The organism is Pedobacter frigoris (assembly GCF_005116445.1).
Classification (GTDB): domain Bacteria; phylum Bacteroidota; class Bacteroidia; order Sphingobacteriales; family Sphingobacteriaceae; genus Pedobacter; species Pedobacter frigoris.
In genome coordinates this window covers 1,380,438-1,395,625 of record NZ_SWBQ01000001.1, presented here as the reverse complement: position 1 = coordinate 1,395,625, position 15,188 = coordinate 1,380,438, and the positions used below count along the sequence as shown (strand labels likewise).

At 39.1% G+C, this 15,188-nt stretch carries 14 protein-coding genes and 1 tRNA gene; 8 read left to right on the top strand and 7 right to left on the bottom strand.

Translation table 11 applies throughout. The features are described 5' to 3' along the window. Positions 1-921, bottom strand: coding sequence for an endonuclease/exonuclease/phosphatase family protein (locus FA047_RS06020; RefSeq protein WP_136835045.1), 921 nt, complete (start codon positions 919-921; stop codon positions 1-3). Positions 922-1,009: 88 nt separating this feature from the next. Between FA047_RS06020 and FA047_RS06015 the strand changes: the two genes are divergently transcribed. After that, positions 1,010-1,093, top strand: a tRNA-Leu gene (locus FA047_RS06015). A gap of 50 nt (positions 1,094-1,143) precedes the next feature. On the opposite strand, the gene FA047_RS06010 is transcribed toward FA047_RS06015, so the two are convergent. Continuing rightward, positions 1,144-1,560 carry a hypothetical protein gene (locus FA047_RS06010; RefSeq protein ID WP_136835044.1) on the bottom strand — a complete coding sequence of 139 codons (417 nt, stop codon included), beginning with the start codon at positions 1,558-1,560 and terminating at the stop codon, positions 1,144-1,146. Positions 1,561-1,751: 191 nt separating this feature from the next. On the opposite strand from FA047_RS06010, the gene FA047_RS06005 reads away from it, so the two are divergent. Beyond that, positions 1,752-4,226, top strand: coding sequence for a PAS domain S-box protein (locus tag FA047_RS06005; RefSeq protein ID WP_136835043.1), 2,475 nt, complete (start codon positions 1,752-1,754; stop codon positions 4,224-4,226). A gap of 11 nt (positions 4,227-4,237) precedes the next feature. Here FA047_RS06005 and FA047_RS06000 read toward each other — a convergent pair whose 3' ends face one another. Next, positions 4,238-5,281 (bottom strand): hypothetical protein, encoded by a 1,044-nt coding sequence (locus tag FA047_RS06000; protein ID WP_136835168.1) that lies wholly within the window; start codon positions 5,279-5,281, stop codon positions 4,238-4,240. A 136-nt stretch (positions 5,282-5,417) separates the two neighbouring features. Here FA047_RS06000 and FA047_RS05995 point away from each other — a divergent pair, with 136 nt between their 5' ends. From FA047_RS05995 to FA047_RS05980, 4 genes are all read left to right on the top strand, one after another. Continuing rightward, positions 5,418-6,017 carry a phosphatase PAP2 family protein gene (locus FA047_RS05995; protein WP_205943244.1) on the top strand — a complete coding sequence of 200 codons (600 nt, stop codon included), beginning with the start codon at positions 5,418-5,420 and terminating at the stop codon, positions 6,015-6,017. Between the two features lie 535 nt (positions 6,018-6,552). Beyond that, on the top strand, positions 6,553-9,066 hold the full coding sequence (locus tag FA047_RS05990; protein ID WP_136835042.1) for a DUF5686 and carboxypeptidase-like regulatory domain-containing protein: 2,514 nt from the start codon (positions 6,553-6,555) through the stop codon (positions 9,064-9,066). Between the two features lie 35 nt (positions 9,067-9,101). Continuing rightward, the gene (locus FA047_RS05985) at positions 9,102-10,445 is read left to right on the top strand and encodes a deoxyguanosinetriphosphate triphosphohydrolase (RefSeq protein WP_205943264.1); all 1,344 of its coding nucleotides are present in this window, start codon (positions 9,102-9,104) and stop codon (positions 10,443-10,445) included. A gap of 147 nt (positions 10,446-10,592) precedes the next feature. Then, the gene (locus FA047_RS05980) at positions 10,593-11,120 is read left to right on the top strand and encodes a sigma-70 family RNA polymerase sigma factor (RefSeq protein WP_136835040.1); all 528 of its coding nucleotides are present in this window, start codon (positions 10,593-10,595) and stop codon (positions 11,118-11,120) included. 15 nt (positions 11,121-11,135) lie between these two features. Here FA047_RS05980 and FA047_RS05975 read toward each other — a convergent pair whose 3' ends face one another. Beyond that, complete coding sequence (locus FA047_RS05975; protein WP_136835039.1) at positions 11,136-11,372, bottom strand: hypothetical protein; 237 nt, start codon at positions 11,370-11,372, stop codon at positions 11,136-11,138. 16 nt (positions 11,373-11,388) lie between these two features. Then, a complete protein-coding gene (locus FA047_RS05970) occupies positions 11,389-12,015 on the bottom strand; it encodes a hypothetical protein (RefSeq protein WP_136835038.1) in 627 nt (208 codons plus the stop codon). A 134-nt stretch (positions 12,016-12,149) separates the two neighbouring features. Here FA047_RS05970 and FA047_RS05965 point away from each other — a divergent pair, with 134 nt between their 5' ends. After that, entirely contained in the window at positions 12,150-12,350 is a 201-nt protein-coding gene (locus tag FA047_RS05965; protein ID WP_136835037.1) for a KTSC domain-containing protein, read from the top strand. A 36-nt stretch (positions 12,351-12,386) separates the two neighbouring features. Here FA047_RS05965 and FA047_RS05960 read toward each other — a convergent pair whose 3' ends face one another. Together FA047_RS05960 and FA047_RS05955 are read right to left on the bottom strand one after the other, a co-directional pair. Continuing rightward, positions 12,387-12,845: a ferritin-like domain-containing protein gene (locus FA047_RS05960; RefSeq protein ID WP_136835036.1), complete on the bottom strand. Its 459-nt coding sequence runs from the start codon at positions 12,843-12,845 to the stop codon at positions 12,387-12,389. A 52-nt stretch (positions 12,846-12,897) separates the two neighbouring features. Next, positions 12,898-13,425, bottom strand: coding sequence for a superoxide dismutase family protein (locus FA047_RS05955; protein WP_136835035.1), 528 nt, complete (start codon positions 13,423-13,425; stop codon positions 12,898-12,900). A gap of 147 nt (positions 13,426-13,572) precedes the next feature. Between FA047_RS05955 and FA047_RS05950 the strand changes: the two genes are divergently transcribed. Next, on the top strand, positions 13,573-15,153 hold the full coding sequence (locus tag FA047_RS05950; protein WP_136835034.1) for a M1 family metallopeptidase: 1,581 nt from the start codon (positions 13,573-13,575) through the stop codon (positions 15,151-15,153). The last annotated feature ends 35 nt before the right edge of the window (positions 15,154-15,188 follow it).

The following is a 15,188-nucleotide window of genomic DNA, read 5'->3' as shown; positions in this document are numbered from 1 at the left end:
TTATTGGAACTCTACGATAATGAATACCGGGTAATGATCAGAAGGCGTTCTTGCAGGTGAATTTTGCAGTTTTATTTCTCCCGGAGCAGTAGCCGGATTAAATGCCTCCTGACTATTATCAAGTACACGGTAAGTGTCTGTCAGCACCCCATACCTGTTTACTTTGAATTGTTTCGTTAGGAAGATATGGTCGATTCGGCTGTTGGTGATTGAATTCGCTTTAAAGTTGTTGAACGTACCATTCATAATGTATGGTGATTTTGCCAATTGAAAGGCATCTTTTAGTAATCCTGAATTGTTAATTACGGCATAGCTATCGCTATTTTGATCTACGTTAAAATCTCCTGCCAGGATAGCCGGAACCTTAGTGCCACCTATTTCATTGATTTTACTCATGATGAGTTTTGCGCTTTCTTGTCGCGCTTTAATACCAATATGATCGAAATGGGTATTGAAAAACATGAATTTCTTTTTTGATTTCTTCTCCTGGAACAAGCCCCATGTACAAATTCTTGGCAATACGGCGTCCCAGCCCTTATTGGGTTCTGTAGTGTTTTCAGAAAGCCAGAAAGTGCCGGTTTTTAGCAAAGTGAATTTATCCTTTTTATAGAATATAGGTGAGTACTCGCCCTTTTGTGCCCCATCTTCTCTTCCAATACCCGTATAAGTGTACTCAGGCAATTGTGTAAGCATGTCCTCAAGCTGGTTGTGAAGTACTTCCTGTGAACCGAAAATGTCAAAATCATGAAATTTAATCAATTGAGTGAGGGGTAGGTATCGCTGTTTCCATCCGTCACCCTGTTTCACATCGCTGCCGGCATCCAGACGAATGTTGTAAGTGGCAACTCTAAGAATCTGTGCTTGTAAAGAGCCAAAAGAGAGTAGTACAGCAAAGAGAGCAATGTAAATCCTTCTATTCATGATTTTATCTTTTCAACTCAAAATTAACAATTAATAGAACATAGCTCATTAAAATTTTTTATGTTTGCATTCCGAATAAAAATCCATTGCCCGGATGGCGAAATTGGTAAACGTTGCGGTCTCAGAAGCCGTTGGAGTAAGATCCTTGAGAGTTCGAGTCTCTCTTCGGGCACACAAAAAAGGGACAAACACAGCTGCTGTTGTTGGTCCCTTTTTGCTTTATTAAGCCTCGCTTTTTTTCATTCTCAATACCCATGTTACTGCTGCGCCTCCGATTGCACCAATTACAGTCATCGCTACAATATCTGCTAAAATGCACTCCATGGTAAACATGGTGGTAGTTGCATACAAAGTTAAGTCGATGAATAAGGCAACCATAAGCGCTAGTAACGCTCCGCGCATCGCACCCTGAGCAATACTAAGTCCGGAGCTCCATTTTCCAAGAACAATAGCGTACAGAAATCCCCAGGCCAGATTTGCTATTACAAGATGGAACATGTCCGGTACTTGTTTTTGCATTGATGCTGCAGGTCCGGCATTTGCAGACATAAAATCCATCATGATGATACCATAGACCAGCCAACCCAGTAAGAAGAAGACTACTCCGCCGACAATGCCGGAAATTAAGATTTTGTTCATAACGTTTGTTTTAGTGGTGAATATTTGGTTGTAATTTAGTTGATACTAAGTTACTTACAATTTCTTTAATAAACCATTCATGAACTGAAACATATGGTGCTGCCATTTAGATGAAATTAAAGATGATGTTTCTGGAGGTTATTCGTTTTCTGTTAATATTTTTTTGTCATCTTTAAACATATTTATTTGTGATGTCATTAAACGACCAAAACGAAGTATTCCCGGCTTTTATGTGTGGTGGTGGCGAATCTGGTGAATTGATAAGAAATATCGATTGGTCAGTTACTCCGCTGGGAAGCCCCGATTCCTGGCCTCCCAGTCTTAAAATGTTTACGGGAACCATGCTATGTACGCTTTCTCCCATTTTAATTTGCTGGGGAAAGCAATATATTCAATTGTATAATGATGCATTTCGTCCGATTTTAGGAAAGACTAAACATCCGCAGGCTATGGGTTTAAGCGCGTCTGAGACCTATAAGGAGATTTGGGACACCACCATAGGTCCCATGTTTGAGGATGTAATGGCGGGCCACCCGGTAAGTTTTCCTGATTTCCTGGTTCCTATGGATCGCAACGGTTATTTGGAGGATTGTTATTTTGACTTTTCGTATAGCCCTATACGAGATGAGCGAGGAGAAATAGGCGGAGTGCTTGTTGTTTGTACGGAGACCACTGAAAAGGTAAATTCCTTAAAAGAGCTGAAGGAAACAAACAGGCATCTGGTAATTGCAAAAACGGCGGATTTCATTGCCATGAAGAGGATAGAAGAGAGCGAAGAGCGGTTCCGGACGATGGCTGAGGCAACTGATATTATGATTGCGGTGGCGGATGAAACCAGCCATGCTGTTTATTTTAATCATGCCTGGGTTGAATTAACAGGGAGGCCAATGGAAGAGCTATTGGAGTTTGGATGGGCCGACCTTATTCATCCTGAAGAAAAAGAGAGTTGGCTGGAGAATTATATAGGGGCTTTTCGGCAGAGAATTCCCTTTGAAGGAGAGTTTAGAATTTTAAGTAAAAATGGAGATTACCGCTGGTTGCTCTCCAAAGGACCACCCAGATTTCACAATGATGGCCGCTTTGCCGGATACATTAGCTCCTGTATAGATATTACTGAGCGTAAACGTCAGGAAATGGAAATGGAAAGGCTATATGAAGACCTTGCCGTCATCAATGAACAAATGGCAACAGTCAATGACGAACTCAGGACTACAAACGAGGATTTATCAAGTTCAAATGAAGAATTGCAGCTCAGTGAACAAAGGTTTAAGAGTTTAATCAGGCAGGCCCCTTTTGCCATATGTGTGATAAGGGCTGAAGATCTGATGATCTTGGACATAAATGACGATTATCTGGAACTTGTGGGCAGAAGGCGTGATGAGCTTGAAAATCATACCATATGGGATGCTGTTCCAGAGGCTTCCGAAAGTTATGCCCCAGTAATGTATGAGGTCATCCGCACCGGAATTGCGTTTGTGGCCGATGAGCATGAGGTTATGCTAGTCAGAAATGGCATTCCGGAAATGTTATTTATTGATTTTGTGTACGAGCCTGTAAAGGATATTAATGACACAGTAACGGTGATAATGGTCGTAGGCATAGACGTGACAGATAAGGTAGCGGCACGTAGAAATATCGAAGATATAGAAGAACGTATCAGGCTCGCTGTGGAGGCCGCCGAAATGGGGACATTTGATTATGATTATGTAAATGATGTTCTATTGTCATCGGACCGCTTTAATCAGATTTTCGGATTTGATCATTGTGTAACCAGAGATGAATTGCTTTCCAGATATCATGAAGGGGATCGTCATTTGAGTGCCGAGGGACATAAAATAGCCGCCAAGACAGGTAAATTGTTTTACGAGGCACGACTCATTCACCCAGATAATTCGCTACACTGGATACGTGTGCAGGGCAATGTTTATTTTGACGAACAGGGACAACGTAAGCGCATATTGGGTACGGTACTGGATATCACTGAATTTAAGCGTTTGCAGCAACAGAAAGACGATTTTATTTCAATTGCAAGTCACGAACTGAAAACTCCGATCACAAGCTTAAAAGCTTCTTTGCAATTACTGGACCGGATGAAAGATAAAGGAACTACACCGATGACCACCAAGCTCATTGGTCAGGCCACAAAAAGCATGAGCAAGATCAGCGAGCTGGTTGAAGATCTGCTTAATGTGAGTCGTATGAATCAGGGACAGGTAGGGCTCAATAAAAAGAGTTTTCGGTTGTCTGAGATGATTGACGATTGTTGTAGCCACGTTCGCGCAGGAGGGGGGCATGAGCTTGTTTTTAAAGGAGACCGCAACATGGAAGTCTTTGCTGATGAACAGCGTATAGATCAGGTGGTGGTTAATTTTGTGAATAACGCAGTGAAATACGCACCAAATTCAAGAGAAATATACTTGATAGTAGAAAAGGTCGGAGACACAGCGAAGGTTTCTGTAAAGGATAACGGACCGGGTATCCCAAAAGATAAACTTCCACATTTGTTTGATCGGTATTTTAGAGCAGATGTATCAGGGTTTCAGGTTTCCGGACTTGGCTTAGGTCTCTACATTAGTGCAGATATCATTGAACGTCATGATGGAAAGATTGGAGTGGATAGTGAAGAGGGCAAGGGGAGTACGTTTTGGTTTACACTGCCGCTTTAATTCCAGAAAAATTACAATTTGACCTGCCTGATTATATTTTTGATATTCAGTTCAATAATGTCTGTCATCGTCTTACAATTAAGGTACATTTCATCATTAAAGTACGCTTTCATACCCTGTTTTAGATTTTCAATATTTTCCGGAGTAGTGAGTACATCCTGGTTAGAAACATCCCGCAGGTCGGTAAGTCGATGACGTTCACTCCGTACCCTATGCAATAATGAAGATTTCTCTTCCTGCTGATATTGAAGATAAGTCTTGTCGGTCAGCTGATCCATGCACATCTTTACATATGGGAAATTTTCCTTAAAGAATTGAGGGAGGTATATTTTTATGTTGCCTTCATAGAACTGCTGATCAAAATCAATTGCCCGAATCCTGAATTGTATGTCATCAAAGTCAGGGGTAATCTGTACTACAAAATTGTAGGCTCTCATGTCACCAAGCAGCATCACCAGACACCTTTCATTAAACTTAACAAATTCTTTGGCGATCCTGGTTGGGTTGTATTCGGGGTTATGCAGGTAGGTTTTCGAAAAAACATCACCGGGGATTCCAGCGATATGTTCTTCAATTAACGTCTCTCTGTCAACAAGGTAATTGACCTGGTTTGGAGATAAGATTTCTTCAAGCTCTAAGCCGTAAATCCGGGAGGCATCAGCCTTCTTGACATAGAAATAATCGTAAACATCATTTAATCTGTTGACTATCCGAATGCGAAAAGGATTGGTATTGCCAAATGTGCAGTACTCAATCCTGTCAATGTATTTATGCTGAACGATACGTAAGTTGCCCGAAGCTTTCAGGTTTGCATAGATGATCTTGAGTCCGTTATGCAATTCTTCTAATTGCCCGGCAGCATATATAGGAGCTTCCCAAAGGGAGTCTTTTCCATGCTTATCCATTATAGGATAAGATTCTGTAAACATCAGCAGATCATTATAAGTGATCGGAAGCTTAGAATCCCTTTGGTAGGTCTTTAAATATTTCTGTAAGGCAGAGGATACCGGAAATATTGGTTTCTTACGGGATATTTTTATATCATCTGATTCCATCATAAATAATTTAGCTCTAAATTGCGATTTTATAAATAAAGAACAGCTCTTAATTTCTTATAACAAGCGCTGTTTTTCAAAAAATAATACTTGATTCCCAAATTAACGTTAAGCATTTGATATATTTAGCAGGCTTATGAAAAGACTAAGATTTTTATTGATGATGCAGTTCAGTCTGTTTGCACTGTTGCCAACCAATAGCTATTCACAGCATGCATTGCAGCGATTTGACGATCAGATACTTATTGATTTATCGAAGAAAAGAACTCCGGAGAAAACAGGTTTTTTTCTTTTTCTATCCAATCACAATGACTGGGTGAATATTGGTGTGCCGGCGGGTTTGCTGGCTGCAGGGGTAATCGGGGACAATAAGGAGATGCGGCAGAATGCATTGTATGTGGCCAGCAGCTCTGCAGTAAATGCATTGGTGACCATGCTGGTCAAAAAAATCGTAAAAAGACCCAGACCTTTTTTAGCCAATGTAAAGATCAATGCAGTATATCAGCCTAAACATTACTCATTTCCATCCGGGCATACGTCCACATCCTTTACTACTGCAACAGCTTTGTCTCAGGCTTATCCAAAATGGTATGTAATTGCACCAGCTTACCTGTGGGCAGGTTCGGTTAGTTATTCACGACTGTATTTGGGAGTTCATTACCCTACGGATGTAGCGGCAGGGGCTATATTAGGTACGAGCACCGCATTTTCACTTCGTTTTATGAGGCCCGATTAAAACGGCATTAAAAAAAGAAAGGGCTGTTCCATCCGGACACATCCCTTTTCTAACCAAATATAAACCTGTATGAACGGGTTACTCTTTATTACCAAATATTCTGCCAAGAATTGACTACTAGTATTTGGTAATATTAACGGCACAAATTTAATGATTATTGTATAGTGTACAAGATACACTAACTTCTTTTTTGAAAATTTAACAAAAAAACAACAATTGTAGCTATAATCTCATATAGACATATCAAAAGTCAGTTGTTAAGTAAAAATAAACGGATAACAGGAATCGGCTTTTCAGATTGTTTCAGGCGTAATAATTGCCATGGAAAGAAGTCAATATTCATATAGATGTCATAACATCTGTCGGAAAGCTATATCCTGACTTTTTTACTATAAAATTCAAATGTTGAGTATTAACTTTGCCAGGCTTATTCTTTTAAGCTTTATAACATTGAATTAATATTAATCGACACGTGGGTAAATTGTTTAGTTCTGCAGAGAAAATAGGTTATAGTATCTTGCTTATATTTGTTTTAATGTCGTTTGGGGCAAATAAAGCAAATGCTCAGCAAATAGTTGTTAATGGTGTCGTGACAGACGCTGCTTCAAAAGGAGGGTTGCCATATGTTTCCTTTTTGATAGGGGGTACCACCAAAGGCGGTCAAACCGATGCGGACGGTAAATATACAGTCGCTATCAGTAATGGGCAAACAACACTTAAGTTTAGCTATGTAGGGTATAAGACTCAGATTAAGAATATTAAGCCCGGAGTTTCTCAGGTGATTAATGTACAGCTTCAATCCGAGTTTACCCAGATGAATGAAGTTGTAATTAGGGCAGGCAAGAAACCGAAATACCGTAATAAGGAAAACCCCGCAGTTGAACTGATCCGTAAGGTTATTGAAAATAAATCCAAAAACAGGATAGAGCAATATGATTATGTTTCCTATCAGAAATATGAGCGTATGCTTTTTTCAATGAGTAACCTTTCGGATAAGTTCAAGAGTAAACGTGTTTTTAAAAACTACCAATTTCTTTTTCAGCAGCAGGATTCAACAAAAATAGGTGGAAGAAATCTTTTACCGGTATTTCAGGAAGAGAAGCTTTCAGATAATTACTACATTAAAAATCCGGAGAAAACTAAAACAGTTGTTTTGGCCAATAAGCGTGTCAATTTTGATGAACGTTTTATTGATAACCAGGGATTGAGTACCTATTTTGACAGGATGTACCAGGATATAGATATCTACGATAACAATATTTCGGTAGTCAGTAACCAGCTGTTGAGCCCTATAGCTGATGGCGCTCCAACCTTTTACAGATTCTACATTTCGGATACGATCAAGACACAGCAGCCGAATCTGATCGAACTTTCGTTTATGCCCCGTAATACCACTGATCTATTATTTCAGGGTAAACTGTACGTGACGATGGATGGGAATTATGCCATTCAAAAAGCTTTTTTAACAGTAAATAAAAACATCAATCTGAATTTCGTCAGGGCGCTCGAAGCAGATCTGGATTTTGAACAAAATGCAGATAAACGCTATCATCTGAGCAAAAGTAATCTGCTAGTGGATTTTGGATTGAGTAAGAAAAGTGGGGCTGGATTTACTGGTGAGCGGCTCGTTTCTTTTAAAGATTACAAGATAAATACACCACTGCCTGATACTATTGATAAAGCACCACTACTTGTTGTAGTCCCGGATGCCAGTAAACAATCGGAACAATTCTGGACGATGAACAGACCTGTGGCATTGAGCGCGGCAAATGCAAAGATCTACAGTAACCTGGATACATTGCAAACCATACCATCTTTCAAAAGAACAATGGATATTGTGACGTTGTTTTTTGCCGGATATAAAGATTTTGGGCCATTTGAAATGGGACCGGTTAATACTTTTTATAGTTTCAATGGTGTTGAGGGCTTTAGAGCGCGTATAGGCGGGCGTACAACTACGGCTCTGAGCAAGAGGTACTTTTTTGAAACCTATGCTGCTTATGGATTTGAAGATCAGAAATGGAAGTATTTTGTAAAAGGTACGTATTCGTTGAATAACAAATCCATCTATGCATTTCCACAGAACTACGTCAGTGCAAGTTTTCAAAGAGATACAAAAATCCCGGGTCAGGAATTACAATTTGTTCAGGAAGATAACTTTCTGCTTTCCTTCAAAAGAGGTGAAAATAACATGATGCTCTATAACGATTTTTACAGGGTAGATTATGTCCGTGAATTTGAAAATCATTTCTCCTATAGCCTGGGCTTACGTAAATGGAACCAGAGTCCCGCAGGTTCTTTATATTTCTCGAACTCTGAGAATAGCTTTACAGACAGAATTAACAATATCAACACTTCTGAAGTTACACTGGCGCTTAGGTATGCACCACATGAGAAGTTTTACCAGGGAAAAGTATATCGCACACCTATAGTAGATAAATATCCGACTTTTAACCTGAGGTATACGGCGGGTATTAAAGGTTTGCTGGGTGGTGGATATAACTATCATAACTTTATGGGAAGCATAGACAAACGTTTATACCTTTCTCAATTAGGATATACCGACCTGACACTAGACGGAGCATATATTATAGGCAAAGTCCCTTTTCCACTTTTGTCGATACATAGAGCCAATCAGACCTATGCCTACCAGCTAAATTCTTATAACCTGATGAACTTCCTGGAGTTCGTAAGTGATCATTATGCCAGTATCAATATTGATCATAATTTCAATGGGTTTTTCTTTAATAAAGTACCATTGTTAAAAGAACTAAAATTAAGAGAAGTATTGTCGTTTAAGGCACTTTACGGAGGATTACGTGATGAAAACAACCCGATAGTCAATCAGTCTGCCATGCGTTTTGTAAAAAACCAGGATGGCGTTTCAATAACCAATGCTTTAAATAAAGAACCTTATCTGGAGGGAAGCGTCGGTGTGGGGAACATCTTTAAGATCTTACGCGTAGATGTGGTTAAGCGCTTCACGTATCTGGATAACCCACTGGTAACCAATTGGGGAATTCGTGCCAGGGTAAAATTTGATTTTTAAACCCTATTTTCGTGCTTATTTTATAAGTAAATATGATGAATTGGGAAAAACTATTGTCGTCCAAACGTTGGGGAAACGAAGATCGGTTTATAGGAAATCAAAAAGAAGCCAGGTCTGAATTTCAGCGCGATTACGATAGAATTATTTTTTCTTCACCTTTTAGAAGGCTGCAGAATAAAACACAGGTATTTCCACTTCCTGGAAGTGTGTTCGTTCACAATAGGTTAACCCATAGTTTAGAAGTCGCAAGTGTAGGCCGTTCATTAGGTGCCATTTTCTATAATAAGATGAGGGCATTAGATGCTGACATAGATGAAAGCTGTCCACTGCTGTGTGAAATTGGCAATATCGTAGCCTCTGCCTGCCTGGCACATGACCTCGGGAATCCTGCTTTTGGACATTCCGGCGAGTCTGCCATTTCCTATTATTTCACAAACGGAGATGGAAAGGCTTATCAAAAACAGGTTAGTGATGCTCAATGGGAAGACCTGATTCATTTTGAAGGAAATGCAAATGCTTTAAGAATTCTTACTCATCCCTTTGCCGGTAAGGGGACAGGAGGCTTTGCACTTACCTATGCTACTCTAGCAGCAATCGCAAAATATCCATGTTCTTCACAGGCAGGACATAATAAACAAAATATTTTCACTAAAAAGTACGGATTTTTCCAGTCCGAAGAAAGCGGATTTGTAAAGATTGCTTCAGAAATGGGCTTGATTAAAGTACAGGATTCACCCCTCACTTATAAAAGACACCCACTGGTGTATCTTGTAGAAGCTGCTGACGATATCTGCTACAACATTATTGATCTGGAAGATGCACACCGGCTAAAAATCCTCACGTACAAAGAAGTAGAAACTCTTTTGCTTCCGCTGTGTAATGACGATAACATGATGGCAAGGCTATCAGACATAGAAGATGATGATGCAAAGATTACTTTAATGCGTGCCAAATCAATCAGCACTTTAATAGGGCAGTGTTCTAATGTATTTTATAACGAGCAGGAGTCCATACTAAGCGGGAATTTTAACAAAAGTTTAATGGATCAGATTGATGAGCCATTTTTATCTGTAATGAAAGAGATCGAGCGGATATCTATACAAAAGATTTACAATTACTCGTCGGTAGTACAAATAGAGGTTGCCGGTTATAAGGTCATGGGTGGATTGTTGGAAGAATTTATTCCAGCTTATCTGCACAATGACTCTAAATACCATAAGAAACTTGTTGAACTGATTCCAAAACAATTTCTAACCAATGATAAAGATGTCTACACCAGGATACAGTGTGTATTGGATTTCGTCTCTGGAATGACAGATATTTACGCAGTCGAGCTTTTCAGGAAAATCAAAGGGATTTCATTTCCATCAATTAGCTAAAAATACAATAAATAAGGCGTTTTTTTTATAAATTCTGTTGATTGTTAGTAGTTTATAGGGGATTTGGTATGGGTTTTGAGGATTCGTTATTCCTAAAATCACTCAAATATGAATTGAAATTAACTCAAATCCTAAAACATCTTAACTATGAACACAATTGATTTTAATCGCCACCTAATTACAAATCAAAATGCTCTGGAGTCATTCGCTTTTAAGTTTACTCATGATTATGAGGATGCAAATGATTTAGTTCAGGATACCATGCTAAAGGCAATGCGCTATTCACAGAAATTTAAAGAAGGGACAAATTTCAAGGGATGGTTGTATACCATCATGAAAAATACATTTATCAACGGGTATAGGAGAACAATCAAAACGAGATCCTTGATGTCGACTCATGAAGAAATCCCTACAGCTCAGTTTATCAACGGAGCCACACGCAATTCTGGTGAGAACAAGTTTATGATGGAAGATATTAATAACGCCATGAATAAACTTCAGCCCGAATACCTGACTCCGTTCATAAAATATTTCGAAGGATTTAAGTACCATGAGATTGCGGAGGAACTAAATATTCCCATCGGCACCGTAAAAACAAGAATTCATATGGCAAGGGGTCTGCTCAAAAAGAACCTCAAAATGTATACTAAAGAATTTTCGGCAGAGTCATATTAACTGACTCTGCTTATTTTAACGATTGAGGTAATCATCTATAGCTTTTCCTATGTCCTCAAAGCAGGAAGGAGACATTCTCCTGCCTCCACTGTTCTCTACATTCCATGATCCGGCTGTCTGACGTCTGAGTATAATCGGATCAGGCTCTCCGGTGACCATCTCTACTTTAAATTTATGATCATCCTCAGAAGAGGTTACGATAGCATCCAAATCTATATTCCCTATTTTAAAATTAACTGGAAATGTTTTCATGGAATTTTCCTCCTCACTACTTTACAACCCCTTTTTTTACCATGTCATCAAATAATGTCTTACTGAATTCAGATGCAAGGGATTGCGGACTATCGGGATCGATGGTTTTTGTCTGTGCAGAGTAGACCAATTTATCTCCAACCAGATTGAAGAAATTGGCTTCCAATATAAACTTATTCGTTACCTGATAATAGCCTGGCTCATATACTCTAGCATACATAGGTCTGTAATAACCCCAAAATCCATATGGATATGGCATGATACCAAATCCTCCGGGTACATAATTTTTGCTTTTAGTTTTATCGAGTAGGGCGATGGTAAAAGCCCCATCATATCCTTTAGCTTTTATTTTCTGAACTGCAACTTTCTCGTCTAAACCCTCAAAATCTTTCGGACCATATTCTGCAAGTGCCGAACCGGCAGACACGCCGTGGGTCTTTAAGTTCTCGACTATAGAATTTTCAACATTTTCTCTTAATTTCCTATCTTTATTGCCCATTAGGGCGATAACTAGCACTTTACTGCTCTGTGATATGGTTACATCTTTGGCTGTCCATGAGGACAGCAATTTAGTACTGCCGCATGAATCCAATAAGATGCATAGCGCGACTAGAATAATCCCTATTGCTGATAATCGTTTCATTTTCTTATGATTAATTCTGATATAATAACAATTTAAAACCCATTTGGTTGCAATTAATTTGTGCGCCAAATGCTAATTATAAATATAATTAAACCAGTTGTTGATTTCCTGTGTTATCTATTAAAATTACAATCATGCCATCAACAGTAATCGACCGTGTTGAATATGATCCCGAAAATAGGATACTGAGTGTAGTATTTCAGTCGGGCAGGGTATACTATTATAAGGAAGTTCCGCAAGGCATTTACCTTACGCTGCGAGCTGCAAGATCAAAAGGAAGGTATTTGAATAATTATATCAAAGGAGTTTACGAATTTGAGAGCTCAAATACATGAGGCTGTCTCTATTTTTTGAGGCAGCCTCATGTCACTTTACTTCGCTACTGCATCACGCAGTGCTTTAATCTGATCGTGAGATACTCTCAGTTCAGTTTTTTGTTCTGTAATTAGCGACCTCAGATTAGCTGATAATCCTTCTGTATCTAAAGCCATCTTATATGCTTTTTGAGCTGCGTCTTCACCAAATTCGCAGTTGTTTAATACTGTCTCTCTATCATGACCTGTAAAAATTGCTTTTACATCCATCCAAGCCCGATAAATTTTCCCAGATGTCGTAGTTCCTGTTTCAGCTTCTTCTCCAAGAACCTGTACTTCTGCTGTTAATGCTGATTTATGCCTGTGACTCTGTCTGATCATTTCTACAAACAGTGACTTCAAATCGCTGTCTTCTACATGTAGTTCTTCGATCGCCTTTTCATATCCTGCAACCCTGTCGTTATTAATTTCGATAAGGTCATTGAGGATTTCCGTGTTTACTTTACTGTTTTCCATTTTTCTATAGGTTTTTGATGTATTAAATGAACAAGCCGCATTAAGATATGTTTTAATTTTTCACGATTACCCCGCAACCAACTCTGGGTCCGGAATTTCCGGTAGGCTGGGTAGTATAATCATCAGTTCCGCCATGTACAATAATTCCTCGTCCAATGATATTTTTCATATCATTTTTCTGCACACTCCACCTATCCGTAGTTACTGTTATCGTTCCATGTCCTTTAGCGTCTAACTGGATGTTTCCTATATCACCGGAGTGATAAGCTGCAGATCCCCATTTTCCATGAGCTTCTTTAGTAGGATTCCAGTGGCCATGCGTATTTTCTCCCATATTTCCACAATCTCCATGTTCATGGAAATGCACGGCAACAGTACTGTCAGCTCTTTCAGGATAACTGATTTCAAGGTCCATTTTTATCTTGCCATCACCTAAAAGAAAGAATTTGGCAGAGCCAATATCCTTTCCATCTGCGGTGGTTGCCAGTTTTGAATGTGCTATTTCTTTGTCATTATTGCCTGTACAGGAAGCAAGAATAGCCGAAATAAAAATTAGTGTTAAAATTGAAACTTTCTTCATGTCGTTTATAATTAGTGATTTACATCATACAACAAAAGCAAAACTGTTTGGTTTGCAGGTGAAAAATATAAACATATATGATAACTGCATTTAGTTCGTTTGTTTTCTATTACAGTAGTTTGTATTATTGACACTTTTACTAGAATTATGAAGAAATACCTTGCGATTTTATTTTTATGCTTTAGCACAGCTGTTTTTGCACAAGAAAATTACTGGCAGCAGAGCGTCAGTTATGACATTGACGTTATCCTGAATGATCAGGAAAAATCCTTAAAAGGATTTGAAACGATAGTTTACAAAAATAACTCTCCAAGCACCCTTGATTTTATCTGGTTTCACATCTGGCCAAATGCATACAAACAGGAATCAACAGCGCTTTTCCAGCAGATAAAGAATGATACATCCAGGGTTAAAAAATTGAAGAATTACAGCTTTGGAAGCATCGAAGGGCTAAATTTTAAAGTAAACGGAACTGTTGCTGCAACTGAACCGCATTCAAACCCTCAATATATAGACATCATTAAAGTAAAACTGAATTCGCCTTTAAAGCCTGGAGATTCAGTGAGAATAACTACCGATTTTAAGGTGAAGCTGCCTTCTTACTTCTCCAGATCAGGATTTGCAGACGGAGAATTTATGGTGTGTCAGTGGTACCCTAAACCAGCGGTTTTCGACAAAAGCGGATGGCACGAATTCCCATATCTGGATATGGGAGAATTCTACAGCGACTACGCTTCATTTAAGGTCGATATAACAGTGCCTAATAACTATGTAGTAGGAGCTACGGGGGTATTGCAAAATGCAGATGAACTTGCTACCTATAAGAGTTTGGGAGCCAAAAACGTAGCTAATAGAGACGGAAAACCGGCGGTTTACGTGCCGAAAGCTAAAACTGGAACCAAGAAACTTACTTACAAGATTTCCAATGTGCCGGATTTTGCCTGGTTTGCAGATAAAGATTTTGTAATTCAGTACGATACTGTGAAACTGGAATCGGGAAAGGTAATCGACGCATTCACTTATTATCACAATAAAAAAGGAAGCCTGTGGGTAAACAGCATTGACTATACAAAAGACGCGGTAAAAAAGTACAGCGGCTGGATTGGCGATTATGAATATCCTGTGGTACAGGTTGTAGAAGGTCCGGAAAATAACTCCAGCGGTGGTATGGAATACCCGACCATTACGTTGATTACAAGTCCGGATGCCAAGAAAGAGTCTCTTGATGCCGTTATCGCCCACGAGGTAGGTCACAACTGGTTTATGAGTATGTTGGGCAGTAATGAGCGCATGCACACCTGGCTTGATGAAGGCTTGAATACTTACTTCCAATTCAGGTACGAGGCAGGTAAATACCGGGCAAATTCGATATTCGGTGATCACATTCCAGCTGAAATTAAGGCCTTGCCTGAAAAAGATTTTTTAAATAGTTTGTACAATGCGATGGGCAACATCCCTATGAAGTCCGCCATAGAGATTCCTGCAGATAAGTTTGCGTCATCCGACGAATATGGAATCATATCGTATGTGAAAACAGCATTGTGGCTTTACATTCTGGAAAGCCAGGCAGGAAGGGAAAAGATAGATAAAGCTTTTAAACTGTATTTCAGCAAGTGGAAAAACAAACACCCACAACCTGAGGACCTGAAAGCTTCATTTGAAGAGTCTATGGGTGTTGATTTAACCAAGTATTTTGAGCTTTTGAAGCAAGAAGGCCAGTTTAAGTAACCAATCGCTTTTACTATATAATCAGCACTTTATCT